Below are 25,373 nucleotides of genomic sequence, written 5' to 3'. Positions count from 1 at the left end.
GCTCGGCTCAAATATGCAGAGCGCTTCCCAGGGCCTTCAGCGCCGCCTCCATCACCGCTTCGCTGCGGGTCGGATGCGCGTGGATCGTGCCGGCGATGTCTTCCAGCCGCGCGCCCATCTCGATCGCCAGCGCAAAAGCCGCAGAGAGTTCGGCAACACCTGCCCCAACCGCCTGCAGGCCGAGAACGAGGTTGGTGTCGGCGCGGGCGACGACACGCACGAAGCCCTCCTCCGAGACCATCGTCATTGCCCGTCCGTTGGCGCTGAACGGAAACTGGCCGGTGCGGATTTCATAACCTTGGGCCCGCGCCTCCGCGGGCGAAAGGCCGGCGCTGACGATCTCCGGATCGGTAAAGCAGATGGCGGGGATGCAGCGCTTGTCCCAGGCCCGCTTCTTGCCCGCGATGATCTCCGCCACCATCTCGCCTTGCGCCATGGCCCTATGGGCCAGCATCGGCTCACCGGTCACGTCGCCGATCGCGTAAATCCCCCGCATCGAGGTGCGGCAGTGGTCGTCGATCCTCAGATAAGGGCCGGCACGATCGAGATCGAGTTCTTCGAGACCGGAACCGGCCGTTCGTGGGCGGCGGCCGACGGTGACCAGGATGAGGTCGGCCGGCAGGGTTTCTCGCCGGCCATCGGAGGTTTCGGCGATTAGTGCCTCGCCGTTTTCGGTTAGACCGATCGCCTTCGCGCCGGTCAACACGCGGATACTCTTATCGGTCAGCCTGCGCAGGACGGGCCGCACCAGCTCGGCATCATAGAGCGGCAGGACCTGTGGCGTCGCCTCGACGACCGTCACCTCCGAGCCCATCTTGGCAAAAGCGGTGCCGAGCTCCAGTCCGATATAACCGCCGCCGACCACCACCAGCCTCTTCGGCAGCTCTGCCAGCGACAGCGCCTCCGTCGAGGAAATGACCCGGCCGCCGAACGGCAGGTTGGCAAGCTCCACCGGATCGGAGCCGGTGGCGATCACCACGGTCTCGGCGCGGATGATCTGCTGGCCGGTTTCCGTCTCCACCTCCACCGTCTTGCCGTCGCGGAAGTGAGCTCGGCCATGGACGATCTTGACCCGGGACTTCTGCAGCAACCCCGAGACGCCGCCTGTGAGCCGGCCAACAATGCCGTCCTTCCAGGCAATCGTCCTGCCAAGATCGATTGAGGCGCCTTCGACGCGGATGCCCATCGGGTTCTTGCCGGCGAGCATCTTTTGCGTCGCGTCGAATTCCTCGGCCGCATGGATCAATGCCTTGGAGGGAATGCAGCCGACTGTCAGGCAGGTGCCGCCCGGCTTGCCGGCCTCGACGATGACGGTATCAATGCCGAGCTGGCCGGCGCGGATGGCGCAGACATAACCGCCGGGACCAGCGCCGATGACGAGGAGCTTGCAGACAATTTCTTTCATGGCTCAGCCTTCGATGAAAATGAGCGCCGGGGTTTCGAGCAGCGTACGGATGCGCTGCACGAAGGTCGCCGCATTCCAGCCGTCGATGATGCGATGATCAAAGCTGGAGGAGAGGTTCATCATCTTGCGCGGCACGAATTGTGCGCCGTCCCAGACCGGGCGCGTGGCAATCTTGTTGACGCCGATGATCGCCACTTCAGGATGATTGATGACCGGCGTCGAGACGATGCCGCCGAGTGCTCCGAGCGAGCTGATGGTGATGGTCGAGCCCGAAAGCTCGTCGCGCGTCGCAGTGCCCGAGCGCGCCGCGTCCGCCAGCCGGTTCATCTCGGCGGCGCAATCCCAGATGCCGCGGGCTTCCGCATGCCGCACCACCGGCACGGTCAGGCCGGCCGGCGTCTGGGTGGCGATGCCGATATGGACGGCGCTGTAACGCGTGATGACGCCGGCATCGTCGTCGAATGTGGCATTGACGTCGGGCTGCTCGGAAATCGCCTTGACCAGCGCCCGTATAAGGAAGGGCAGAACCGTCAGCTTCGGATGACCTTCTCTGCGGTCGCCATTCATGGTCGCACGCAATTCCTCGAGCGCGGTCATATCAACTTCCTCCACATAAGTGATGTGGGGGATGCGCGAGGTGGACAGCACCATCTTCTCGGCGATGCGGCGGCGCAGGCCGGTCAGCTTGATCTCCTCGGTCGCCGTCTTCCTGGCAAAACCGGTCTTGGCCGCCGCAGGCGCGGTTCCCTGCGCCAGGAATTGTTCGATATCCTCGCGCAGGATGCGCCCGGCAGGTCCCGTCCCCTGCACTTGCCTGAGATCAACGCCGCTTTCCCTTGCAAAAAGCCGCACGGAAGGCGCAGCGAGCGGCTTTTCAGCCGGTGCAGCCGCAGGAGCCGGCGTTGCCGGGGCGGGCTTCGCCGTCTCGATTTTCGCCGTCTCGGCAACCGGCGCCTGCGAGATCTGCACGACCTGAGCCTCGCCCACATCGCCTGCCGTCTCGATCCGCACCAGCGGCGCCTTGACCGCGATACGGTCTCCGACCTCGCCGGCAAGCCAAATGACGGTGCCATTGACGGGAGAGGGAATTTCCACCGTCGCCTTGTCGGTCATGACGGCGGCGATCACCATGTCCTCACGGACCGGATCTCCCGTCTTCACGTGCCATTCGACAAGTTCGGCCTCGGCGACCCCTTCCCCGACATCGGGCATCTTGATGATGAATTCGCCCATGGCTCAGGCCTCCATGACTTCGGCAAGCGCCCGCCCGACACGGGCAGGACCGGGGAAATAATCCCACTCCTGCGCATGCGGATAGGGCGTGTCCCAGCCGGCGACGCGCACAACAGGCGCTTCGAGGTGATAGAAGCAATGTTCCTGCACCAGCGACACGACCTCGGCGCCGAAGCCAGACGTCAGCGTTGCCTCATGCACGACGACGCAACGGCCCGTCTTGATGACCGATTTGACGATCGTATCGAGATCGAGCGGCAGCAGGCTCCTCAAATCGATCACCTCGGCGTCGATGCCGGCATCTTCGGCCGCGGCAAGCGCCACATGCACCATGGTGCCATAGGCCACCACGGTCACCGCCGATCCCACGCGCCGCAGTTCGGCTTTGCCGATCGGGATGGTGTAGTGGCCGTCGGGCACCTCGCCGAGCTCGTGTTTCGACCACGGCGTCACCGGCCGCTCGTGATGGCCATCGAAGGGACCGTTATAAAGCCGCTTCGGCTCCAGGAACATGACGGGATCAGGATCCTCGATCGCCGAGATCAGCAGGCCTTTGGCGTCATAGGGGTTGGACGGCACGATGACCTTCAGCCCGCAAACATGGGTAAAGAGCGCTTCCGGGCTCTGGCTGTGTGTCTGGCCGCCGAAGATGCCGCCGCCTGTTGGCATGCGCACGACGATCGGGCAGGTGAAATCGCCGTTGGAGCGGTAGCGGATGCGCGCCGCCTCCTGCGTCAGCTGGTCGTAGGCCGGATACATGTAATCGGCGAACTGGATTTCGACACAGGGTTTCAGCCCATAGGCCGCCATGCCGATCGCCGTGCCGACGATGCCGGATTCGCTGATTGGCGTATCGAAGCAGCGGGTCCTGCCGTATTTTGCCTGCAGCCCTTGCGTGCTGCGGAAAACGCCGCCGAAATAGCCGACATCCTCGCCGAAGACCACGACATTGTCGTCGCGCGCCATCGAGATATCCATGGCGCTGCGCACCGCCTCGATCATCGTCATCCTGGTCATGTCAGTACCCCGCCTTCTGCCGCTGGCGGCGGATATGCGGCGGCATCTCGGCATAGACGCCCTCGAAAATATCGCGCACCGAAGGCCTGCCGCCGGCATGCAGCGTGCCATGCGCCTCCGCCTGGCGCTGCGCCTCGATCACCTCGTCCATGATTTCGGCTTCCGCCTGCACATGCCGCTCCTCCGACCATGCGCCCTTGACGATCAGATGTTTCTTCAGCCGCAGCACGGGATCGCCGAGCGGCCAGGCCTCCGATTCCGTTTTCGGCCGATAGGCGCTCGGATCATCGGAGGTCGAATGCGCGCCGACGCGGTAGGTCACATATTCGATCAGCGTGGGGCCGAGATTGCGCCGCGCCCGCTCGGCCGCCCAGCAGGCGACGGCATGGACGGCGAGATAGTCGTTTCCGTCGACCCGCAAGGCCGGAATGCCGAAGCCGAGACCGCGGGCGGCAAAGGTGCCGGAACCGCCGCGGGCAATGCCCTGAAAGGTGGAGATCGCCCATTGATTATTGACGATGTTGAGGATCACAGGCGCCTTATAGGTCGAGGCGAAGACGAGCGCCGAGTGGAAATCCGATTCCGCCGTCGATCCGTCGCCGATCCAGGCGGCGGCGATGCGGCTGTCGTTCTTGATCGCCGAAGCCATCGCCCAGCCGACGGCCTGCACATATTGGGTGGCGAGATTGCCCGAGATGGTGAAGAAGCCATGCTCCTTGGACGAATACATGATTGGCAGCTGCCGGCCGCGCAAGGGATCGCTTTCGTTGGAGTAGATCTGGTTCATCATCTCGACCATCGGATAGTCGTCCGCGATCAAGAGGCCTGCCTGGCGATAGGTCGGGAAATTCATGTCTCCCTTGACGAGCGCCTTGCGGAAGGCGCAGCTGACGGCTTCTTCGCCGAGATGCTGCATGTAGAAGGAGGTCTTGCCCTGGCGCTGCGCCATCAGCATGCGGGCGTCAAAGGCGCGCAGCTTCATCATGTTGCGAAGCCCGCTCAGCAGCTCCTCGTCGGAGAGCGACCCAGCCCAGGGACCGACCGCCTCGCCGTCGCGGTTCAAGACGCGGATGATCGAATAGGCGAGATCGCGGATATCTTCCGAGGCGACATCCACCTCCGGTCGCGGCACGGAACCGGCCTTGGCGATCTTGACGTTGGAAAAATCGGGCTGGCCGCCCGGGCGGACGGCAGGTTCGGGGACGTGCAGGCTCAAACGAACGGAATCCACCATGTCTTTTCTTTCCTCCCTTTGCCGGCCATGCTTCCCTCCCCGGAAGCAGGGCTGGAGATGGTTCTTATAGATTGCGGGCGATCACCATGCGCTGCACGTCACTTGTTCCCTCATAGATCTGGCAGATGCGCACATCGCGATAGATGCGCTCGACCGGATAATCGGCCATGTAGCCGTAGCCGCCATGGATCTGGATCGCATCGGAGCAAACGCGCTCGGCCATCTCCGAGGCAAAGAGCTTCGCCATCGAGGCTTCCGACAGGCAAGGCAGCTCGGCCTCCCTCAAGGCAGCGGCATGAAAGACGAGCTGGCGCGCTGCCTCGATCCGCACTGCCATATCGGCAAGGCGGAAGGCGACGGCCTGATGCTCGAAAATCGGCTTGCCGAAGGCCGTGCGCTCCTTGGCGTAGTCGCGCGCCGCCTCGAAGGCCGCCCGCGCCATGCCGACCGCCTGCGCTGCAATGCCGATCCGCCCGCCTTCGAGATTGGCAAGCGCGATGCGGTAACCTTCACCTTCCGCCCCAAGCCTCAGCTCGACGGGAATGCGCATAGCGTTGAAAGCGATCTGGCAGGTGTCGGTGGAGTGCAGGCCGAGCTTTTCCTCGACGCGGATCACCTCGTAGCCCGGCGTGTCCGTCGGCACGATGAAGGCGGTGATGCCCTTCTTGCCGGCATCGGGATCGGTGACGGCAAAGACGATGATGACATTGCCGTTCTTTCCCGAGGTGATGAACTGCTTGGCGCCATCGATCACGTAGTGATCACCGTCGCGCCGTGCCCGGCTCTTCAGGTTCGAGGCGTCGGAACCGGCCTGCGGCTCGGTCAGCGCAAAGCCGCCGATCCATTCGCCGCTTGCCAGTTTCGGCAGGAAACGCTGCCGCTGCTCCTCGGTGCCGAATTTCAGGATCGGCACGCAGCCGACGGAGCTGTGCACGCTCATGATCGTCGAACACGGCCCGTCGCCGGCGGCAATCTCCTCAAGGGCTGCAGCATAGGCGATAACGCCGGTGTCCGACCCGCCATAGGCCTCCGGCACCAGCATGCCGAGCAGCCCGAGTTCGCCCATCTCCTTCAATTCCTCCCGCGGAAAGAGATGCTCCCGGTCGCGCCTGGCTGCTCCAGGCGCCAACCGGTCACGGGCAAAGTCGCGGGCGAGATCCGTGATCTGCTGCTGAAGGTCGGACAGGATCATCTGCTTGTCCTCCCCTAGTGCCGCTCGATGGCGACAGCCGTCGCCTCGCCGCCGCCGATGCAGAGCGCGGCCATGCCGCGCTTCAGTCCGTATCGCTGCAGCGCCGACAGCAGCGTCACCAGAATCCGGGCTCCCGATGCGCCGATCGGATGGCCGAGCGCGCAGGCGCCACCATGCACGTTGACCTTTTCATGCGGCAGGTCGAGATCGCGCATCGCCGCCATGGCGACGACGGCAAAAGCCTCGTTGATTTCGAAAAGATCGATGTCGGAAAGCGCCAGGCCGGTCCGGTCGGAGAGCTTCTGCAACGCGCCGATCGGCGCGGTGGCGAAAAGATTGGGCGCCTGCGAATGCGTGGCATGGCCGAGGATCGTGGCAAGCGGCCTCAGGCCACGCCGTTCCGCCTCAGAGCGACGCATCAGCACCAGGGCTGCCGCGCCATCGGAGATCGAGCTGGAATTGGCGGCGGTCACCGTGCCGCCGTCGCGGAAGGCGGGTTTCAGCGTCGGGATCTTGTCGAACCTGGCCTTGCCCGGCTGTTCGTCGCGGCTCGCCACCTGCTCGGCCTTGCCCGATTTGACCGTGACCGGCACGATCTCATCTTCAAACCAGCCGTCCGCAATCGCCTTCTGCGCCCTTGTCAGAGAGGCGATGGCGTAGCTGTCCTGCGCCTCGCGCGTGAACTGATAGGCCTCGGCGCAATCCTCCGCGAAGCTGCCCATCAAGCGCCCCTTGTCATATGCATCCTCCAGCCCGTCGAGGAACATATGATCCACGACACGCCCATGGCCGAGCCTGTAGCCGGCGCGGGCTCGATCTAGGAGATAGGGCGCATTCGTCATGCTTTCCATGCCGCCGGCGACAGCCACAGAAGCGCTGCCGGCGGCGATCAAATCATGCGCCATCATCACCGCCTTCATGCCGGAGCCGCACATCTTGTTGACGGTGCTCGCCGCCGTCGCAAAGGGCAGGCCGGCATGGATGGCCGCCTGGCGCGCCGGCGCCTGCCCCTGCCCCGCCGGCAGCACGCAGCCGAAGACGACCTCCTCGATCGCCTCGGCCTCGACGCGGCTGCGCTCAAGTGCTGCGCGGATCGCGGCTGCTCCGAGCTCTGGTGCGGCCGCCTCCTTCAGCTCTCCCTGAAAGCTGCCGATCGGGGTGCGCGCCGCACCGGTGATGACGATAGGATCCTGCAATGTCATCTTTCCTCCTTGGGCGACGCTCAACGCGCGCCCATCCGCAATGCGCCGTCGAGGCGGATGACCTCGCCGTTCAGCATGTTGTTTTCAACAATATGGCGCACCAGCCCGGCAAATTCCGCCGGCCGGCCGAGCCGCGGCGGAAAGGGCACGCTCTTCCCGAGTGCGACTTGTACCTCGTCCGGCATACCAGCCATCATCGGCGTCTCGAAAATGCCGGGCGCGATCGAGACGACGCGAATGCCGTAACGGGCAAGCTCACGGGCGATCGGCAAGGTCATCGCCGCCACCCCGCCCTTGGAGGCGGCATAGGCCGCCTGGCCGATCTGCCCGTCGAAGGCGGCAACCGACGCCGTATTGACGATGACGCCGCGTTCGCCTTCGCCATCCGGCTCAGCATTCTGGACCGCGGCGGCGGCGAGCCGGATCATGTTGAACGTGCCGATGAGATTGATGCCGATGGTGCGGGCAAAACTTTCCAGCCGGTGCGGCCCGTCGCGGCCGATCACCTTTTCGGCCGGCGCGACACCGGCGCAATTCACCAATCCGCGCAAGCCGCCGAACGCTTCGACCGCAGCCGCAACCACTGCCGTAGCCGCCTCGCCATCGGTCACATCGGCCTTGACGAAGCGCGCGTCACTTCCGAATTGCCGGGCGATCTCTTCGCCCGCTTCGGTATTGAGATCGGCGATCGTCACGCGCCCGCCGGCCTCGACGAGTGCGCGCGCCGTCGCAGCACCGAGTCCGGAACCGCCGCCGGTGACGATGAAACTTGCTCCACGGATCAGCATCGATCTGTTCCTCCCTGCCGGCCATGCCCTCCTCGAAGCGCAACCGACAGGGATGATTTTATTCGCTCCACCTATTGCAAGCGATGACGAAACTGCTTCATTGTTTCGGCCAGTTTTGCCATAGAACGAGGATTGATATGGCCGAGATCGAGCGACGCATGATCGCGCCGGGTTTCGTCGAGGAGGCGCTCGACAGCCTGCGGCGGCTCGGCAAGCCGACTGCACCGATCCTTGCCCGCCTCGGCCTGCCGCCCGTCATCGACCAGCCGGTTTCGGCCGAGACCTATGGCGCGCTCTGGCTCGCGATCGCCGCCGAACTCGACGACGAATTCTTCGGCATGGGCGCGCGGCCGATGCGCAGCGGCAGCTTCACGCTGCTCTGCCATTGCGTGCTGCACGCGCCGACGCTCGGTCATGCGCTGCGCCGGGCGCTACGCTTCCTCGATATCGTGCTCGACGATCCCCGCGGGCGGCTCGTCGTCCGCGACGGTCTTGCCGAGGTCGAACTCAGGGACGCCGGCGCTCCGCGTTCGGCCTTCGCCTACCGCACCTACTGGATCATCCTGCACGGCATCACCTGCTGGCTGGTCGGCCGGCGCATTCCGATCCGCCTCGTCGATTTCCGCTGCGCCGAGCCCAGGCAAGGCGCCGACTACCGGCTCTTCTTCGGGGCGCCGGTACGCTTCTCGCAAGCCATCAGCCGGCTCGGCTTCGACAGCGCCTTGCTCGATCTGCCGGTGGCGCGCAGCGAACAGGCGCTCAAACAATTCCTGCGCAGCGCGCCCGCCAATATTCTGGTGCGCTATCGTTACGATGCCGGCATCGCCGCCGCCGTCCGCCGGCGCCTGAGCCAGGCCACACCCAATGCCTGGACGAGCTTCGCCGCACTTGCCGCCGAGATGCGCATGCCGCCCTCGACGCTCCGCCACCGCCTGCACGACGAGGGGCAAAGCTACGCCGCCATCAAAGACGATATCCGCCGGGATCTCGCCGTCGACTTGCTGCTGAACACGCCAAAGACCATCGGCGAGATCGCCGTGCAGCTCGGCTATTCCGAACCCAGCGCCTTTTTCCGGGCCTTCCGGAAATGGATGGGCAAGAGTCCGGAGGCTTTCCGGCGGGAGGAAGCGGAAAATCAAACCTATGTCAGTCGAACCGCTTGACGCGGCCCGACTGGCTTCGCGCTTTCGCGAACATAGCGGCAATCTTCATCACGAAGGATTTGCTGAAACGGCCAAGAGCCTCCTGATGAGGCTCGATGTACCAGGACTGCTCGACAATATCGTAATTGTATTCGTCTATGACGATCCAGCTCTGCTTGAGATCACCAAGACCGGCACGCCGGCGCTCGATGTCGGGAATTTCAAGGGCAACCCTCCCCGCCTGCGGTGGCTGTGTGGTGACCGCCAGAAGCACAAGGTGCGTATTTCCATCGCCCGCACTGCGGATTGCAACAACGACACAAACTGGTCGCTGTTTACGCCCTTCGGTCTCGCCACGCTGCTGCTGTCATGCCCAGAGATTGGGATAGGATATTACTTCCCCCGGGCGAAACTCATGGCTCATCGTCGTAGCCTTCACCCTTCGCCAGCCGCTCGATCGCTTCGCCGAACAACTCGGCATGTTCGTCCGGCATCTCCGCGAGGTGATGGGCGCGACGCGGGTCCATGCCACTGCGCATCCGCTCGTAATGTTCATAGCTCATCAGCACGAAACGCGGCTTGTTGTGCCGGGTAAGAACGATCGGCTCCCGGCTCGCAGCATCGGTGACATCGCCGACCTGCTTGTTGAGATCCCCTGTCGTGAATTGTCGCATGATAAACCTCCGGCTTTAATTCCATATATTCCATATTTCCCATATTTTCAAGAAAATGGCGTCCGTATCATGCGAAGGCTCTCACCCGCATCACAATCAAGGACACTTTGAACCTTCCGCAACCCGCGCTACATATTTTAGCGGGAGGAGTGCCATGTTTGATTTTTCGCTCGGCGACACCGCGGACGCGATCCGTGAAACGACGGCCCGGTTTGCGGCCGATCATATTGCTCCGCTGGCTGCGGAGATCGACGAAAGCAACACGTTTCCGCGCCAGCTCTGGCCCCAGATGGGGGCGCTCGGCCTGCATGGAATCACCGTCGAGGCAGAATTCGGCGGCGCCGGTCTCGGTTACCTCGAACACGTTGTCGCCATGGAGGAAGTCTCCCGCGCCTCGGCCTCGGTGGGCTTGAGTTACGGCGCCCATTCCAATCTCTGCATCAACCAGATCCGCCGCTGGGCCTCGCCGGAACAGAAACACCGCCATCTGCCGAAGCTGATCTCGGGCGAACATGTCGGCTCGCTCGCGATGTCGGAGGCCGGCGCCGGTTCCGATGTCGTCTCGATGCGCCTACGGGCCGAGAAAAAGGGCGACCGCTATATCCTGAACGGCACCAAGTTCTGGATCACCAATGCGCCGCATGCCGACGTGCTCGTCGTCTATGCAAAGACCGATCCGGCGGCTGGTCCGAAGGGCATTTCCGCCCTCATCATCGAAAAAGGCCTGCCCGGTTTTACCGTCTCCAGAAAACTCTCCAAGCTTGGCATGCGCGGCAGCGACACGGCCGAGCTGGTGTTTCAGGACTGCGAGGTACCGGCCGAGGCGCTGATGGGCCGGGAGGGGGAAGGCGTGAAAATCCTGATGTCCGGCCTCGATTACGAGCGCGCCGTGCTTGCCGGCGGCCCGCTCGGCATCATGCAGGCCTGCCTCGATGTCGTGCTGCCCTACGTGCGCGATCGCAAGCAGTTCGGCAAACCGATCGGCGATTTCCAGCTGATGCAGGCCAAGATCGCCGACATGTATGTCGCGCTGAATTCGGCCCGCGCCTATGTCTATTCCGTCGCCCGCGCCTGCGACGCCGGCCGGGCGACACGCACCGATGCGGCCGCCGCGATCCTCTTTGCCAGCGAGAATGCGGTGAAGGTTTCGCTGGAGGCGATCCAGGCGCTCGGCGGCGCCGGTTATACCACGGAATGGCCGGTCGAGCGCTTCCTGCGCGATGCCAAGCTCTATGATATCGGCGCCGGCACCAACGAGATCCGCCGCTACCTGATCGGCCGGGAGCTCATTGCGTCATGACGGTGATTTCGACTGCGATCGACCGCGACAGCGACAGCTTCAAGGCCAATGCCGTCAAGAACAGAACCCTGGTAGACGAGCTGCAAACGCTTTCGGCGAAAGCGCGCGAGGGCGGATCGCAATCGGCACGCGAGCGCCACTCAAGCAAGGGCAAACTCCTGCCGCGCGACCGGATACAGGTGCTCCTCGATGCCGGCAGCCCCTTCCTGGAGATCGGCACGCTGGCCGCCAACGGCATGTATGGCGACGAGGCGCCGGGCGCCGGCATCATATCAGGCATTGGCCGCGTTTCCGGCCGCGAGGTGATGATCGTTGCCAATGACGCGACGGTGAAGGGCGGCGCCTATTACCCCCTGACGGTGAAGAAACATCTGCGGGCGCAGGAGATCGCCCTGCAGAACCGGCTGCCCTGTCTCTATCTGGTCGATAGCGGCGGCGCCAATCTTCCGCATCAGGCCGAGGTCTTCCCCGACCGTGACCATTTCGGTGCAATCTTCTACAACCAGGCGCAAATGTCGGCCGAGGGAATCCCACAGATCGCCTGCGTGATGGGAAGCTGCACCGCCGGCGGCGCCTATGTGCCGGCCATGTCCGACGAAACGGTCATCGTGCGCAATCAGGGCACGATCTTCCTCGCCGGCCCGCCGCTGGTCAAAGCCGCCACAGGCGAAATCATCTCGGCTGAAGAACTCGGCGGCGCCGAGACCCATGGCCGCCGCTCCGGCGTCGTCGATCATGTCGCCGAGAACGACGAACATGCGCTGCTCCTGGTGCGCGATATCGCAGCCAGCCTCAACAGCGTCAAATCCGTCGATATCGACGTCCAGCCGCCGCGCCCGCCGAAACTCGATCCCGAGGATCTCATCGGCCTCATTCCGGATGATGTGCGCTCGCCCTATGACGTGCGCGAAGTGATCGGCCGGATCGTCGACGGCTCGGAACTGCATGAGTTCAAGCCGCTCTACGGCACGACGCTCGTCTGCGGCTTTGCCCGCATCTGGGGCATGCCGGTCGCCGTCATCGCCAATAACGGCGTGCTGTTTTCCGAAAGCGCCCTGAAGGGCGCGCATTTCATCGAGCTTGCCTGCCAGCGCCGCGTGCCGCTGCTCTTTCTACAGAATATCTCCGGCTTCATGGTCGGCGGTCGCTATGAGGCCGGCGGCATCGCCAAGGATGGGGCAAAGCTGGTGACGGCGGTTGCGACCGCGACCGTGCCGAAAGTCACCGTCATTATCGGCGGCAGCTTCGGCGCCGGCAATTACGGCATGTGCGGCCGCGCCTACCGCCCACGTTTCCTCTTCACCTGGCCGAACAGCCGCATCAGCGTCATGGGCGGCGAACAGGCAGCCTCCGTGCTTGCCACCATCCGCCGCGACGCGATGGAGGCGCGCGGCGAGGACTGGCCGGCCGACGAGGAAGAGGCCTTCAAGGCGCCGATCCGGGCCGGTTACGAAGCTGAAGGCAATCCCTATTATGCGACGGCAAGGCTTTGGGACGACGGCATCATCGACCCGCGCCAGACGCGCGATGTGCTCGGCCTTGCCTTTTCCGCCTGCCTGAATGCGCCGATCCCGAAAGGGCCGCGCTTCGGCCTGTTCAGGATGTGAGGCGGCGATGATGGAAAGCCTTCTCATCGCCAACAGGGGCGAGATCGCCCGCCGCATCATCCGCACGGCAAAGATGCTCGGCATCCGCACGATCGCAGTCTATTCCGAGGCCGATGCCGGCCTGCCCTTCGTCAGAGAAGCGGACGAGGCAATCACCATTGGACCGCCGCCGGCCCGCGAAAGTTATCTCTCTGAAGCACGCATCCTGGAGGCCGCCCGGAAGAGCGGCGCTGCCGCCATCCATCCCGGTTACGGTTTCCTGTCGGAAAATGCCGAATTTGCCGAAGCGGTTGAGAAGGCCGGCATCGTCTGGGTCGGCGCGCCCCCGGCTGCCATCCGCGCCATGGGGCTCAAGGACGCAGCGAAGGAATTGATGCAGGCGGCCGGTGTGCCCGTCACCCCCGGTTATCTCGGGTCGGACCAGAGCGATGCAAGGCTTGCAGCCGAAGCCGATGCCATCGGTTATCCCGTGCTCATCAAGGCGGTTGCAGGCGGCGGCGGCAAAGGCATGCGCCGCGTCGACCGCGCGCAGGATTTCGCCGAGCTTCTCGCCTCTTGTCGCCGTGAGGCAGCGGCCTCCTTCGGCGACGACCGCGTTCTCATCGAACGTTATATCGCCAATCCGCGTCATATCGAGGTTCAGGTCTTCGCTGACCAGCTCGGCAATTGCGTTCATCTCTTCGAGCGCGATTGTTCGCTGCAGCGCCGGCATCAGAAGGTCATCGAGGAAGCTCCTGCCCCGGGTCTCGATGCCGCCACTAGGGCGGCGATCTGCGATGCCGCGGTAAAGGCCGCAAAAGCAGTCAACTACGTCGGCGCCGGCACCATCGAATTCATCGCCGACGCCTCCTCCGGCCTGCATGCCGACCGCATCTGGTTCATGGAAATGAACACGCGGCTGCAGGTGGAACATCCCGTTACCGAGGCGATTACAGGCGAGGATCTGGTGCTCTGGCAGTTGAAGGTCGCCAGCGGCGAGCCCCTGCCGAAAAGCCAGGACGAGATCGCCGTCAACGGCTCGGCCTTCGAAGCCCGGCTCTATGCCGAAAATCCCGCGGCCGGCTACCTGCCTTCGACCGGCCGGCTCGAACATCTCAAACTCCCGACGTCCGTCCGCGTCGACAGCGGCGTCGATGCGGGCGATGAGATCACCGCCTTCTACGATCCGATGATTGCCAAGATCATCGCGCATGGGCCGAACCGTGAGGCAGCGCTGTCGAAGCTCGCAGCCGCCTGCGCCGGCATCGAGGTCTGGCCGGTCAGATCGAATGCCGGCCTTCTCGCCCGCATCGCCGCCGACCCTGAGTTTCGCGCCGCACGGATCGATACCGGCTTCCTCGACCGCCACGGCGAAAGCCTTGTGGCGAGCGAGCCGGATGAAACTGTCATAGACAGAGCAGCCACGGCACTTTCGAAGAGCATGGATGGCGATCCCTGGTCCGCACTTTCCGGCTTCCGCATCGCTGCGACGAGCGACAGCCGCGTGCGCGTGCGCATCGACGGTCATCTCCATTGGGGACGTGCGCGCGCCGGCCTCGAAGCAAATACCGTCGAGATCGACGAAACGATGGTGCTCTTCGATGCCGGCAATGCCTGGCCGATCGGCCTGCCGCGCGCGAGCGAAATCGAGGCAAATCACGGCGTCGGCGACGGCGCCATCCTGTCGCCCATGCCCGGCCTCGTCATCTCGGTAGATGTCGCCGAGGGCGATCCAGTCGCCAAGGGGGACCGCCTGCTGACGGTCGAAGCCATGAAGATGGAACATTCGCTGCGGGCGCCCTTCGACGGCATCGTCGGTAAATTGCAGGTTTCCCCGGGTTCCAGGGTTTCGGAAAATCAGCTGGTCGCCAGCGTCATGAAGGGAGAGGAGTGATGGCCGGCCGTTATTTCGACGAGTGGACGGTCGGCGACCGCATCGCCCACGAAATCCGCCGTACGGTTACCGAGACCGACAACCTGCTGTTTTCGACGCTCTCGCATAATCCGCAGCCGCTGCATCTCGATGCCGAATATGCAGCCGGCACCGAATTCGGCCGGATCGTCGTCAACGGCACCTTCACCTTTGCGCTCACCGTCGGCCTTTCGGTCGGCGACACCACGCTCGGCACGCTCGTCGCCAATCTCGGCTACGACAAGGTGACGATGCCGAAACCGGTCTTCATCGGCGATACGTTGCGGGTAGAAACCGAGGTGACGGAACTGCGCCGCTCGAACTCCCGCACCGACGCCGGCATCGCCACCTTCCGGCACATCACCCTCAACCAGCGCGATGAGATCGTCTGTCAGTGCCTGCGCACGGCGATGCTGAAGGTGAAGATGTCGTGAGGCTGCGCTCGCTGCTCTTTGCGCCCGGGGACCGGCCGGAACGTTTCGAAAAGGCGCTCGCCTCGGGCGCCGATGCCGTCATTCTCGATCTTGAAGATTCGGTTTTGCCTGCGAATAAGCCGAGGGCACGCGAAAGCGTGCACGAATTCGCCCTGCGCCATTCCGGCGAGACCGCTCTCCTGATCCGCATCAATCCCCTCGCCTCGCCTGAATTCGAAGACGATCTTGCCGCCCTGACCGGCCTCCATCCTTTAGCGCTCATGCTGCCGAAGGCCGAAGGCGCCGCTTCCGTGCTGAAGCTCGCAAGCTCGCTCGCATCGGCTATTCCCATCCTGCCAATCGCGACGGAAACGCCGGCCGCCATCTTCGAGATCGGCAGCTACCGGGAGGTGTCGGCCAGCCTCTGCGGCCTGACCTGGGGTGCCGAGGACCTGCCGGCCGCGATGGGGGCTACGACCGCGCGGAGGACCGACGGCCGTTATACGCCGCCTTACGAGCTTGCCCGCTCACTCACGCTATTTGCAGCGCAAGCCGCCGCCGTTCCGGCGATCGAAACCGTCTATCCCGATTTCCGCGATCACAACGGTCTGAGGGCCTATGCCGGCCGCGGTCGGCGCGACGGTTTTTCCGGCATGATGGCCATCCATCCGAGCCAGATCGAGACGATCAACCACGCTTTCACGCCGGATGCGTCCGAAATCGCCTGGGCCGAGAAAGTCGTCGCCGCCTTCGCCGCCAGGCCCGACGCCGGCGTCATCCAGCTTGACGGGCGCATGCTTGACCTGCCGCATCTCAAGCTCGCGCTCCGCCTTCTGAAGAGCGCTGGACAATAGCCTCCGCCGATCAGCCCGACTTTGCGGTCGGCTTGAAGGCGACCTGCTGCGGCTCGAGGTAACCGGCGCCGATGGCGACGTAAAGGTCGACATAGTCCTTGGCGACTTGCTGCACTGTGGCGGCAAGGCTTGCCTCGGCATCGGAGACCGAACGCTGCGCCTCCAGGACATCGAGCAGTGACGAAGCGCCGTCCTTGTAGCTCGCGGTCGAAAGCGCCAGCGATTCCTGCGACGTCTGGACCTGCCGGCGCAGCGGCTCCAGCGTCTGCGTGTCGCGGCGCACCGCCGTCAGCGCGTTTTCGACCTCTTCGACGCCGTTCAGCACCGCCGCCTTCCAGGCAAGATACTGGGTTTTCGCGTCGGATTTCTCGATATCGACATTGGCGCGCAACGTGCCGCCGTCGAAGATCGGCAGGTTGAGCGAGGGTCCGAACGACCAGCTGGTCAGACTTGCGCCTTTGGCGCCCGATGATTTGACCCAGCTCGGCGAGATCGAGCCGGAGAGCGAGATCGACGGGTAGAGCTGGGCTTCGGCTGCGCCGATATCGGCAACGGCAGCCGCCAGGTCGCGTTCGGCCTTGCGAATATCGGGACGGTTGCGGATCAGATCGGCGGGAATGCCGGCGCGCATGTCACCGCGGAAGACCGGTTGCCCGGCGCTCTTTTGAAGCTCACCCATCAGCGAAGATGCCGGCATTCCGAGCAGCGTGGCAATGTGATGGGCCGATTCCGTGAAGCTCTTTTCCAGCCCGGGAATATCGGCCTTCGTCGACTGCACCAGGCCTTCGGCCTGAACGACATCGAGGCGGGAGGCCGCGCCGGCCTTGAGCTGCAGCTGCGTCAATTCGTAGGTCTGCTGGCGGGATTTCACACTCGCTTGCGAAAGAGCGATGCGCTCCTGGTAATAACGGGCGTCGATATAGCTCTCGACGAGATCTTTCAGAAAAGTGAGCTTGGCGTTATCGGCCGTCGCATAGGCGGCTCCGAGCGAGGCAATTGCGCTCTCCTTCGAGCGACGATATTGGCCAAAGAAATCGAGCAGCCAGGAGAGGCTGGCCTCCCCGCCCGTCGTGTTCGTGGTGCCGACCGTCGTGCGCAGCCGGCCCTTTTCGCCGGATAATGTGTGCGAAGCATCGACCGTCAGGCTCGGCAGGCCGCCGGCGCCGGCGACGGTGACGTTGGCAGAGGCCGAGTTGATGCTTTCGAGCGCCTGCAGAACATCGAGGTTCTCGCTAAGGCCATGCGCCACCAGGCCGTCGAGCCGCTTGTCGCGATAAGCCGTCCACCACTCGGCCGTCACGACATTGCCGTTGCTCTTATTGCTCCCCTCTTCAAATTTGGCCGGAAGCGGCATTTGCGGGGGAACATGATCCGGGCCGCTGACGCAGCCTGTCAACAGAAGTGTCAGTGCGGATGCGGCGTAGCGGAGGGATGATAGTCTTGTGCGAAGCGACGTACTCACGGGCGAGCCTTCTGAACCGGGATCGTGGGTTCAGGCTTAGCGAGACCAGCGTTAATGGCGGTTAAGAAACTGTAAAGTTAGGTAAAATCCGAGTTCCGTCGCACATCTCGGTTCAGCAGAGCTGCGCGGCCTCGTCCTCGATGAGCAAGAGCTGCATCGAGCCCGGATGGAAGGAAGGCACCGCCATTTTCTCATTCATGCCGCGAGCGCGTCGGGAAGATAGCGAAGATGCACCGGCAGCTTAGTCGCGATCTCCTCGTCGGTCAGATCGTCGAGCGGCTCCCGGGTGCTGCCCGCCTTGTACCAGCGAACTATCGCCTCAAATCGACAAAGCAGATGCTGCTCAACATAAAAGGCATCAGGGCGTGCCCCGCTGCTCTTGGTCGCCGACCGGCCGCTGCGCTGGCGGATGATGGGGTCCGGCCGACCAGCTTCCGGTGCTAGTCCGTCGGCTCAAGCAAATCGTCCAGTTTTTCGACGACGGCCCGAACCACGTCGGCGCGGCTGACGATGCCAACCAACACGCCGTCACGCAGGATAGGGACGCGCTTGATCCCATGTTTCAGCATCAGATCGGCCAACTCCGCAAGCGAGGCTTCCTCATCAGCAGAGATGATGGCCGTGTGCATAATCTCGCGGACGTGTTGCTGGTTGAGGCGGATTTCGGCGAGGAACTCCGGGGCGAGCGTCTCGCCTTCCGCCAGCATGCGTAGCCATTGCGCTCGCGCACCTTGAAACTGCGCGCCGAAGTGGCGCATCACGTCGCCTTCGCTGACCAATCCAAGCGGCCGGTTATCGGCATCCACCACCGGTACGGCGGTGACGTGATGGATAAGCATGCAGCGGGCCGCCTCGGCCACGGTGGTCCCAGGCGACACCGTAACTAAATCTGTTGTCATCACCGACTTGGCGGGGATCGTCATGTGTAAGGCTCCAGCTAGAAGAGCATGCACAATACCGGACCGGCTTGGCGGCCGCCTTGACGTAGCGCAATGCGCGATGGCGCGGTTGCCGCCCTTCGCGACCATCGCGCCCCCCGATGGTGATGTTGTCACTGATGATGGTAAACGCTCCATGTCGGTAACGCGGAACATCCGGCGCGAAGTTTGAAAAGTAAAGCTTCGCCGCCCGCTCCCTCGCGCCCGTCGTTTTTACTTCGGAATGGGCGACCACCGCCTCACGCTTCGTCGATTGGTCCTCAGGCCTGTTCGTCGGCCGAACCGTAGGGCATCGGGCGCCTCGGAAGCTCCAGCGTGATCGCCAGGCCGCCGGCCTCCGGCAGCGAGGCATGCACGCGCCCGCCATGACGCTCGATCGCCTGCCGGGTGATGGCAAGGCCTAGTCCGTATCCGCCTCTCGGCACGGCGTCTTTGCCGCGGGAAAACGGCTGGAAGATACGTTCGAGTTCGTCCCGGCCGACACCTGGCCCCTGATCCCCAACGCGGATCGTAAGGCGGTCGGACCCTACCTCGCAGGATACTGATATGCGCGAATGCTCGGCCGTATATTTGACGGCGTTGCGGACGACGTTTTCGAGCGCCCTGTAGATCAGTTCGCCTTCGACCTCGGCCCGGAAGATGCCGTCGACACTCGTCGTGATCGTCACCTCGCGGGCCTGGGCTTCGAATGCCGCATCGCCGAGGATTTCATTCAGCAGCTCGATGACGTCGAGGGTCTGCGTCTTCAGCGGCCGGCCGGATCCCGCCGTCAGCCTGGCGAGGGTCAGAACCTCGCCGACCAGCGTATCGAGCCGTTCGACTTCCCGGTCCATACGGTCGAGCATGGCGCCGAGTTTGGCCGGGCTTTGCCTGAGAACGCCGACGGCAGCCTGCAGGCGGGACAAAGGCGAACGCAGTTCGTGGGAGACATCATGGAACAGCCTCTGCTGCGCATCCTGGAGTTCCTGAAGCCGGGCGGCGCTCGCATCGAAATCATAGGCAAGCGCCGTCACCTCATCCTTTCGGCCAGCCATCTTGTCGCCGATGCGAAAACCGAAGCGGCCATGGGCAAGCGCGCTCAAGCCGTCGCGCAGATGCACGACGGGGCGAATGAGATATCGGGCGAGCGCGCCGGCCGCGATCGTGCTGGAGATCAGGATGGTGAACCACGGCATGAACGGGCCAAGATTGTCGAAGATGGAACTGGCCGGGGCCGACACGGAAAGCCGGTAGCAGACGCCATCCTTCAGCACGGATCGGGTGGTCACCGTGTTCTTAGCAGCGCAGGCATCGGCTTCCGCAGGTTTCGAAAGGCTGAGGCCGAGCGGCTGCGTCTTCTCGCTTGTGCTGACAAAACGGGCAGCGGCGTCTTCGCCATCCTGAACCAGAATATTTGCGGTCAGGTTCAGCACGATCGTCCGCCGCTCCTGTTCGAGCTCGCCCGCGAAGGGAACCGCCTGAAGCAGTTTGACGATAAGGATGATGACAGCGAGGCTTGCCGCCAGCGTCAGCCAGATGATCCTGAAGAATTTCCAGAAAAGCCGGGGCATGGTCAGTCCACGAGAAGTTGATAGCCCTGACCGCGAACGGACTGGATCCAGGATTGTCCGTCCTCCCGCAGCCCGAGCTTCTGGCGAACGCTGCTGATATGGACGTCGATACGCCGGTCGAACGGCGTGAGCGGTTTGCCGAAGGCCCGCTTTGAAATATCCTGCTTCGACACCAGTTGGCCGGCGCTGCGGGCGAGAACCTCGAGCAGGCTGAATTCGGTGCCGGTCAGCTCCAAGGTCTCGCCGCGCCATTCAGCACTTCTGCTGCCGGAGTGGATCACCAGCTGCCCCGCCCTGATCGTGTCGGTCGATGCGCCGGCTGCCGGCTGCCCCGCGCGGCGCAGGATGGCGCGCAGCCTCGCCGCCAATTCACCCGGCGAGCATGGCTTCGGCACATAATCGTCGGCACCGAGATTGAGGCCGGATATCCTGTCCACGTCATCGCCTCTTGCGGTCAGCATCAGAACGGGGACCTGGCTCAGTTTCCGGATCCTCTGCAAAACTTCGATCCCGTTCATCCGGGGCATCATGATGTCGAGAACGATGATATCGACCGTATTGCCGGCGGCCGCGGCAATGGCGGCGCGACCGTCGGTATCGGTTATGACGTCATACCCTTCTTCGATGAGATATTCCTGCAGAAGCGTCGTCAGCTCGGCATCGTCGTCGATGAGGAGAACCTTGTTCATTCACTTCGTCCGTCATTAGAACAGGATGATTTCAGGTCGGGTCCGCCTAAAATCTGAATCCTGTTCTACATTAAAGAGTTAGAGCATGATGTCTTGAGAAAACCGCTCATACTTTTCGGCATCATGCTCAAATCCCGGCAGCCATACAGCACATGCACGCTCAAGCGGCCAGGTTTTACCCAACTTAACACTAACTTGACCGCACTTAACGTTCGCCCCGTTACTTATCCTGCCATGACATCGACGCGAGCCGGGATCGGATTGCCGTGCATGAGCCGCAATCCGTCATCGAGTTGATCGCGGATCGGGAAAAGGCAGCGACGCCTTTGACCACAAGGAGTGATCGTTGAGAAAACCATCCAGGCTAGGCGCCGCCGCTCTCGTTGCGGCCGCGCTTTTGTTCCCCCTGTGCAATGCAGCCGCCGAACAGGCGGCAGCACCTGCTCTTACCGTCTCCCTGACGACGCCGGTGCAGCGGGACTGGCCGGAGACCGTTCCGGCAAGCGGCTGGCTGAAGCCTTGGCAGGAAGCAATCATCGCCTCCGAAACCGGCGGCCTGCGCATAACCGATGTCCTGGTCGACGTCGGCTCCGTGGTCACGAAGGGACAGACGCTCGTCCGGCTTTCCCAGGAGGGCGTGCTTGCCGATCTTCGCAAGCAGGAGGCCGCCGTCGAGAACGCCAAGGCAAGTCTGTCGAAGGCCAATGCCAATGCCGACCGGGCGCGGCAGCTGCAACCTTCCGGCGCGCTTTCCGACGAGAAGATCGTCGAATATCTGGCCGACGAGCAGACGGCAACGGCAAGTCTTGCATCCGAAGAAGCCGCGCTCGACAGCGAAAAGATCAAGCTTGCGCAGACGACAATCACGGCCGTCGACGACGGGGTGATCACGTCGCGTTCCGCCAATCTCGGCGCCGTCGTCTCTGCCGGCACCGAGCTGTTCCGCATGGTTCGCCAGCAGCGTGTCGAATGGCAGGCCGAAGTGTCAGCACGCTATCTCCCGCGCATTTCGGAAGGCTTGAGCGTCAGGATCAACGGACCGGACGGCCAGGTCATCGACGGCAAGGTGAGACTTGTCGGGCCTTCGGTCAGCACCGATACCAGCCGGGCAATCGTCTATGTGGCGCTTCCCACCGACGTCCGGCTGCGCACCGGTCTCTATGTCACCGGCAATATCGAATTGCAGACGTCGCCGGCGCTGACCGTTCCCGAGACGGCGATCGTGTTCCGGGACGGCATCAGTTACCTCTTCACTTCAGGTGAGGATCAGCGGGTCAAAAAGGTCAGGGTGGAAACCGGCCGCCGCAACAATGGCGAGGTTGAAATCGTCTCCGGCATCGATCGCTCGGCGAAAGTGGTGAACTCGGGCGGCGCGTTCCTGTCCGACAACGACCTCGTGAAGATTGCGGAGACGAACTGATGAACTTCTCAGCCTGGTCGATCCGCAATCCCGTACCGGCGATATTGCTGTTTGTGATGCTGACAGCCGGCGGGCTCTTGGCCTTCAAGCAGCTGCCGATCCAGAATTTCCCCGACATGGATCTTCCCACGATCAATGTCACCGCGACGCTCGATGGCGCGGCGCCGACGCAGCTCGAAACGGAGGTTGCCCGCACCATCGAGGACAGTCTTGCCGCGCTCAGCTATCTCGATCACATCACCACGACGATCACGGACGGCACCGTTTCGGTCAAGGTGTCCTTCAAGCTGGAAAAAGACAGCGAAACGGCCCTGAACGAAGTCCGCAATGCCGTCGACAGCGTCAAGGGCGACCTACCGGCGCAGATGGAAACACCAAGCGTCACCAAGGTCACTGTACAGAGCTCCGCGCTGGTCACCTATGCCGTCGGCTCGACCGCTCTCAACGAGACCGAGCTTTCCTGGTTCGTCGACAATGATCTGACCAAGGCGCTGCTTTCGGTGCCGGGTGTCGGGCAAGTCAACCGCATCGGCGGGATCGACCGCGAGGTGCACGTGGATCTCGATCCTACGACGATGGCGTCGCTCGGCGTCACCGCCGCCACCGTATCGTCGCAGCTCAAGGCCGTGCAAACGGATACGTCTGGCGGCCTCGGCGAAATCGGCGGTACCCGCCAGACCTTGCGCACGCTCGGCGCGGTGCCATCGGTCGAGGCGCTGAAGGGGCTGAAAATCCCGCTCGCCAACGGCCAGCAGGTTCGCCTTGATGACGTCGCATCCATCAGCGACAGCTTCGCCGAGCGCTCCTCGATGGCCTATCTCGACGGCAAGCCGGTGATCGCGGTCGAGATCAAGCGCTCGAACGGATTTTCCGACAGCGGTGTCGCCGCCGATGTCGACCAGGCGATCAGGGAGTTCGCCGGCAAGCATTCAAACGTTGAGATCGACGAGGCCTACAGCACGATCGGCCCGATCATCGGCAACTATGATGGCTCGATGCACATGCTCTACGAAGGGGCGATCCTTGCGATCATCGTCGTCTGGCTTTTCCTCCGGGACTGGCGGGCGACGATCCTCTCGGCCGTAGCGCTGCCCCTGTCCGTCATACCGACCTTCCTTGTCATGTATCTCGCCGACTTCAGCCTGAATATCGTCACGCTGCTTGCGCTGTCGCTCGTGGTCGGCATTCTCGTCGACGATGCCATCGTCGAGATCGAGAACATCGCCCGCCACCTGCAGATGGGCAAGCGACCGATCGATGCCGCCCTCGAAGCGGCCAACGAGATCGGACTTGCCGTTATCGCAACCACCTTCACGCTGGTCTCGGTCTTCCTGCCGACGGCGTTCATGAGCGGGATAACGGGCCTTATTTTCCGCCAGTTCGGCATCACCGCTGCCGTCGCCGTCCTTGCCTCGCTCGTCGTCGCGCGTCTGCTGACGCCGATGATGGCCGCCTATTTCATGAAGGCCCATCCGACCGAGGAAAAGGACGGCCGGATCATGCGTGCCTATATATCAATCGTGAAGGCCGCCATGCACCGCAGGAAGACGACCGTGGCCGTCACCGCCGTCGTCGTCGCGCTCTCGCTTTCGACCATTCCCCTGTTGAAATCGGGCTTCCTGCCCGCGTCCGACGACGCGCGGACCCAGATCACGCTGACCATGCAGCCGGGCGCCACCATCGAGCAGACCGACGCCACCAGCAGGAAGGCCGCGGATATCATAGGCAAGCTTCCCGACGTGACCCGTGTCTTTTCCGCAGTCGGTTCGGTGTCCTCGGGCGGCGGTCCCGACGCCGGCACCACGAGCGATGTCGGATCGGCGACGATCGTTGCCGTGCTGCCGCCCATCGACGAGCGCAATCGCAAGCAATCGGAAATCGAAAACGACATCCGGCAGGCGCTTTCGGTCCTTCCCGGCGTGCGTGTGGAGGTCGGCGGCGGCGGCAATGGCACGAAACTCGAGATCACGCTGGCTGGCGACGATGCAAATGTCCTCGACAGCGCCAGTACGGCGCTCGAGGAGCAGCTCCGCTCACTGCAGGGCATCGGAGCTGTGACATCGACTGCAGCCAGACAGGCGCCCGAGATCCAGATCACGCCCGACTTTGCGCGCAGCGCCGCACTCGGGGTCACGTCGAGCGCCATCGCCGAGGCCGTGCGCGTGGCGACCAACGGCGAATATTCGGCCGACCTGCCGAAGCTCAACCTGCCTCAGCGGCAGATTCCGATCGTCGTCCGTTTCTCGCCCGAGGCGCGCACCAATCTGGACGACATCAAGAACATGCGGGTGGCGGGAACCAACGGCAACGTCGATCTCGGATCGATCGCCGATGTGAGGATCGGCGGCAGCCCGTCGGAGATCGACCGGATCGACCGGATGCGTAATGTCACCCTTTCCGTCGAGCTCAACGGCCGCATCCTCGGCGACGTCAACCGCGAAGCGCAGGCGCTGCCAGCACTTCGTCATCTGCCCTCGGGCGTCACCCTGGTCAACCAGGGCGAACTTCAGCGCAGTTCGGAGCTGTTCCAGAGTTTCGGGCTGGCGATGGCGATCGGCGTGTTCTGCATCTATGCGGTCATGGTGCTGCTCTTCCACGATTTCCTGCAGCCACTCACGCTTCTGATGGCGCTGCCGCTCTCGCTCGGCGGCGCGTTGGTGCCGCTGGTGGTGACCGGAACGAGCTTCTCCATGCCTGTTGTCATCGGCCTGCTCATGCTGATGGGCGTGGTGACGAAGAACTCCATCCTGCTCATCGAATATGCGATCATGTCGCGTCAGCGGGGCATGTCGAGATTCGACGCCTTGGTGGATGCCTGCCACAAACGCGCACGGCCGATCGTCATGACCACCATCGCCATGGCCTCGGGCATGCTGCCGGCGGCACTCAGCCTGATGGGCGGCGATTCCAGCTTCCGCCAGCCGATGGCAATCGTCGTTATCGGCGGCGTAGTGATGTCGACGCTGCTCAGCCTCATCGTCATCCCCGTCATCTTCACCTTCGTCGACGATCTCGAACAGATCCTCAAACGGGCTCTGCGTCGGATCGGACTGGCCGAGGACCTTGCCGGGGATAAACCGCATGCGTCCAACGATCACGCGGCGATCGCCTTTCAGCCCGAGATTTCGAAACGGGGACAAGCTCAGAGATGATGCCCCACAGGTGATTGGGCAGACGCTGCCCCACCGCGCAAGGCCGGCGACGGCACCCTCTTCGGTCGCGTTCCCCTCCCCCGGAACAAGACCGCGGGACGTGTTCCCACGCAGGCGGCATCATGCCGCCTGCGCGTCCTGCATCTTCTGGAAACGCTAGTGCGATCACCAGTTTCCCCGTCTCGATCGGCAGCAGCGCAGCTCGCGCGC

General features: G+C 63.5%; 20 protein-coding genes and 1 pseudogene. 8 read left to right on the top strand and 13 right to left on the bottom strand.

What is annotated here, in order from left to right; all coding sequences use genetic code 11:
* Positions 1-7 precede the first annotated feature (7 nt).
* The 7 genes from lpdA to ACS4RS_RS25050 all read right to left on the bottom strand — a co-directional run bounded on the left by lpdA (position 8) and on the right by ACS4RS_RS25050 (position 8,071).
* A complete protein-coding gene (gene lpdA / locus ACS4RS_RS25080) occupies positions 8-1,405 on the bottom strand; it encodes a dihydrolipoyl dehydrogenase (protein WP_439012784.1) in 1,398 nt (465 codons plus the stop codon).
* Between the two features lie 3 nt (positions 1,406-1,408).
* Positions 1,409-2,638 (bottom strand): 2-oxo acid dehydrogenase subunit E2, encoded by a 1,230-nt coding sequence (locus tag ACS4RS_RS25075; protein ID WP_439012783.1) that lies wholly within the window; start codon positions 2,636-2,638, stop codon positions 1,409-1,411.
* Positions 2,639-2,641: 3 nt separating this feature from the next.
* A complete protein-coding gene (locus ACS4RS_RS25070) occupies positions 2,642-3,655 on the bottom strand; it encodes a transketolase C-terminal domain-containing protein (RefSeq protein ID WP_439012782.1) in 1,014 nt (337 codons plus the stop codon).
* Between the two features lies 1 nt (position 3,656).
* Positions 3,657-4,889 carry a thiamine pyrophosphate-dependent enzyme gene (locus ACS4RS_RS25065; protein ID WP_439012781.1) on the bottom strand — a complete coding sequence of 411 codons (1,233 nt, stop codon included), beginning with the start codon at positions 4,887-4,889 and terminating at the stop codon, positions 3,657-3,659.
* 64 nt (positions 4,890-4,953) lie between these two features.
* On the bottom strand, positions 4,954-6,081 hold the full coding sequence (locus ACS4RS_RS25060) for an acyl-CoA dehydrogenase family protein (protein ID WP_439012780.1): 1,128 nt from the start codon (positions 6,079-6,081) through the stop codon (positions 4,954-4,956).
* A 14-nt stretch (positions 6,082-6,095) separates the two neighbouring features.
* Positions 6,096-7,283, bottom strand: a complete 1,188-nt coding sequence (locus ACS4RS_RS25055) for an acetyl-CoA C-acyltransferase (RefSeq protein WP_439012779.1) — start codon at positions 7,281-7,283, stop codon at positions 6,096-6,098.
* Between the two features lie 20 nt (positions 7,284-7,303).
* The gene (locus tag ACS4RS_RS25050; RefSeq protein ID WP_439012778.1) at positions 7,304-8,071 is read right to left on the bottom strand and encodes a 3-hydroxyacyl-CoA dehydrogenase; all 768 of its coding nucleotides are present in this window, start codon (positions 8,069-8,071) and stop codon (positions 7,304-7,306) included.
* 137 nt (positions 8,072-8,208) lie between these two features.
* Here ACS4RS_RS25050 and ACS4RS_RS25045 point away from each other — a divergent pair, with 137 nt between their 5' ends.
* Complete coding sequence (locus ACS4RS_RS25045) at positions 8,209-9,234, top strand: AraC family transcriptional regulator ligand-binding domain-containing protein (RefSeq protein ID WP_439012777.1); 1,026 nt, start codon at positions 8,209-8,211, stop codon at positions 9,232-9,234.
* Here the strand turns inward: ACS4RS_RS25045 and ACS4RS_RS25040 are convergent.
* Both ACS4RS_RS25040 and ACS4RS_RS25035 read right to left on the bottom strand, forming a co-directional pair.
* A pseudogene (locus tag ACS4RS_RS25040) lies at positions 9,218-9,637 on the bottom strand (hypothetical protein). The gene ACS4RS_RS25045 and the pseudogene ACS4RS_RS25040 sit on opposite strands and share 17 nt — an antisense overlap.
* Positions 9,627-9,887: a type II toxin-antitoxin system prevent-host-death family antitoxin gene (locus ACS4RS_RS25035; protein ID WP_439012776.1), complete on the bottom strand. Its 261-nt coding sequence runs from the start codon at positions 9,885-9,887 to the stop codon at positions 9,627-9,629. The pseudogene ACS4RS_RS25040 and the gene ACS4RS_RS25035 overlap by 11 nt, the downstream one beginning before the upstream one ends.
* 154 nt (positions 9,888-10,041) lie before the next feature.
* On the opposite strand from ACS4RS_RS25035, the gene ACS4RS_RS25030 reads away from it, so the two are divergent.
* Genes ACS4RS_RS25030 through ACS4RS_RS25010 form a run of 5 tightly spaced genes read left to right on the top strand, consistent with a single transcriptional unit; the run spans position 10,042 to position 15,952 of the window.
* Positions 10,042-11,187 (top strand): isovaleryl-CoA dehydrogenase, encoded by a 1,146-nt coding sequence (locus ACS4RS_RS25030; protein WP_439012775.1) that lies wholly within the window; start codon positions 10,042-10,044, stop codon positions 11,185-11,187.
* Positions 11,184-12,794, top strand: a complete 1,611-nt coding sequence (locus ACS4RS_RS25025) for a carboxyl transferase domain-containing protein (protein WP_439012774.1) — start codon at positions 11,184-11,186, stop codon at positions 12,792-12,794. Before ACS4RS_RS25030 ends, ACS4RS_RS25025 begins: the two co-directional genes overlap by 4 nt.
* A 7-nt stretch (positions 12,795-12,801) precedes the next feature.
* Positions 12,802-14,667 (top strand): ATP-binding protein, encoded by a 1,866-nt coding sequence (locus ACS4RS_RS25020; protein ID WP_439012773.1) that lies wholly within the window; start codon positions 12,802-12,804, stop codon positions 14,665-14,667.
* Positions 14,667-15,119 (top strand): MaoC/PaaZ C-terminal domain-containing protein, encoded by a 453-nt coding sequence (locus ACS4RS_RS25015; RefSeq protein WP_439012772.1) that lies wholly within the window; start codon positions 14,667-14,669, stop codon positions 15,117-15,119. The genes ACS4RS_RS25020 and ACS4RS_RS25015 overlap by 1 nt, the downstream gene beginning before the upstream one ends.
* Positions 15,116-15,952: an aldolase/citrate lyase family protein gene (locus ACS4RS_RS25010; protein ID WP_439012771.1), complete on the top strand. Its 837-nt coding sequence runs from the start codon at positions 15,116-15,118 to the stop codon at positions 15,950-15,952. The genes ACS4RS_RS25015 and ACS4RS_RS25010 overlap by 4 nt, the downstream gene beginning before the upstream one ends.
* A gap of 10 nt (positions 15,953-15,962) precedes the next feature.
* Here the strand turns inward: ACS4RS_RS25010 and ACS4RS_RS25005 are convergent, their stop codons facing one another.
* The 4 genes from ACS4RS_RS25005 to ACS4RS_RS24990 all read right to left on the bottom strand — a co-directional run bounded on the left by ACS4RS_RS25005 (position 15,963) and on the right by ACS4RS_RS24990 (position 20,591).
* Positions 15,963-17,414 (bottom strand): efflux transporter outer membrane subunit, encoded by a 1,452-nt coding sequence (locus tag ACS4RS_RS25005; RefSeq protein WP_439012770.1) that lies wholly within the window; start codon positions 17,412-17,414, stop codon positions 15,963-15,965.
* Between the two features lie 440 nt (positions 17,415-17,854).
* A complete protein-coding gene (locus ACS4RS_RS25000) occupies positions 17,855-18,337 on the bottom strand; it encodes a CBS domain-containing protein (protein WP_439012769.1) in 483 nt (160 codons plus the stop codon).
* Positions 18,338-18,612: 275 nt separating this feature from the next.
* Positions 18,613-19,902, bottom strand: coding sequence for an ATP-binding protein (locus tag ACS4RS_RS24995; protein ID WP_439012768.1), 1,290 nt, complete (start codon positions 19,900-19,902; stop codon positions 18,613-18,615).
* A gap of 2 nt (positions 19,903-19,904) precedes the next feature.
* Complete coding sequence (locus tag ACS4RS_RS24990; protein ID WP_439012767.1) at positions 19,905-20,591, bottom strand: response regulator; 687 nt, start codon at positions 20,589-20,591, stop codon at positions 19,905-19,907.
* A gap of 346 nt (positions 20,592-20,937) precedes the next feature.
* On the opposite strand from ACS4RS_RS24990, the gene ACS4RS_RS24985 reads away from it, so the two are divergent.
* Together ACS4RS_RS24985 and ACS4RS_RS24980 are read left to right on the top strand one after the other, a co-directional pair.
* Positions 20,938-22,011, top strand: coding sequence for an efflux RND transporter periplasmic adaptor subunit (locus ACS4RS_RS24985; protein WP_439012766.1), 1,074 nt, complete (start codon positions 20,938-20,940; stop codon positions 22,009-22,011).
* Positions 22,011-25,163: an efflux RND transporter permease subunit gene (locus tag ACS4RS_RS24980; RefSeq protein ID WP_439012765.1), complete on the top strand. Its 3,153-nt coding sequence runs from the start codon at positions 22,011-22,013 to the stop codon at positions 25,161-25,163. Before ACS4RS_RS24985 ends, ACS4RS_RS24980 begins: the two co-directional genes overlap by 1 nt.
* Positions 25,164-25,373 lie beyond the last annotated feature (210 nt).

Source organism: Rhizobium sp. F40D2 (genome assembly GCF_051810745.2).
In the GTDB taxonomy this organism is placed as follows: domain Bacteria; phylum Pseudomonadota; class Alphaproteobacteria; order Rhizobiales; family Rhizobiaceae; genus Rhizobium.
The sequence above is the reverse complement of the archived record's forward strand: the minus strand, read 5'-3'. Positions and strand labels throughout refer to the sequence as shown.

Excerpts from the sequence above, each read along its gene's own strand:
- lpdA (WP_439012784.1), bottom strand. The coding sequence starts at position 1,405 with ATGAAAGAAATTGTCTGCAAGCTCCTCGTCATCGGCGCTGGTCCCGGC.
- ACS4RS_RS25075 (WP_439012783.1), bottom strand. The coding sequence starts at position 2,638 with ATGGGCGAATTCATCATCAAGATGCCCGATGTCGGGGAAGGGGTCGCC.
- ACS4RS_RS25070 (WP_439012782.1), bottom strand. The coding sequence starts at position 3,655 with ATGACCAGGATGACGATGATCGAGGCGGTGCGCAGCGCCATGGATATC.
- ACS4RS_RS25065 (WP_439012781.1), bottom strand. The coding sequence starts at position 4,889 with ATGGTGGATTCCGTTCGTTTGAGCCTGCACGTCCCCGAACCTGCCGTC.
- ACS4RS_RS25060 (WP_439012780.1), bottom strand. The coding sequence starts at position 6,081 with ATGATCCTGTCCGACCTTCAGCAGCAGATCACGGATCTCGCCCGCGAC.
- ACS4RS_RS25055 (WP_439012779.1), bottom strand. The coding sequence starts at position 7,283 with ATGACATTGCAGGATCCTATCGTCATCACCGGTGCGGCGCGCACCCCG.
- ACS4RS_RS25050 (WP_439012778.1), bottom strand. The coding sequence starts at position 8,071 with ATGCTGATCCGTGGAGCAAGTTTCATCGTCACCGGCGGCGGTTCCGGA.
- ACS4RS_RS25045 (WP_439012777.1), top strand. The coding sequence starts at position 8,209 with ATGGCCGAGATCGAGCGACGCATGATCGCGCCGGGTTTCGTCGAGGAG.
- ACS4RS_RS25035 (WP_439012776.1), bottom strand. The coding sequence starts at position 9,887 with ATGCGACAATTCACGACAGGGGATCTCAACAAGCAGGTCGGCGATGTC.
- ACS4RS_RS25030 (WP_439012775.1), top strand. The coding sequence starts at position 10,042 with ATGTTTGATTTTTCGCTCGGCGACACCGCGGACGCGATCCGTGAAACG.
- ACS4RS_RS25025 (WP_439012774.1), top strand. The coding sequence starts at position 11,184 with ATGACGGTGATTTCGACTGCGATCGACCGCGACAGCGACAGCTTCAAG.
- ACS4RS_RS25020 (WP_439012773.1), top strand. The coding sequence starts at position 12,802 with ATGATGGAAAGCCTTCTCATCGCCAACAGGGGCGAGATCGCCCGCCGC.
- ACS4RS_RS25015 (WP_439012772.1), top strand. The coding sequence starts at position 14,667 with ATGGCCGGCCGTTATTTCGACGAGTGGACGGTCGGCGACCGCATCGCC.
- ACS4RS_RS25000 (WP_439012769.1), bottom strand. The coding sequence starts at position 18,337 with ATGACGATCCCCGCCAAGTCGGTGATGACAACAGATTTAGTTACGGTG.
- ACS4RS_RS24995 (WP_439012768.1), bottom strand. The coding sequence starts at position 19,902 with ATGCCCCGGCTTTTCTGGAAATTCTTCAGGATCATCTGGCTGACGCTG.
- ACS4RS_RS24990 (WP_439012767.1), bottom strand. The coding sequence starts at position 20,591 with ATGAACAAGGTTCTCCTCATCGACGACGATGCCGAGCTGACGACGCTT.
- ACS4RS_RS24980 (WP_439012765.1), top strand. The coding sequence starts at position 22,011 with ATGAACTTCTCAGCCTGGTCGATCCGCAATCCCGTACCGGCGATATTG.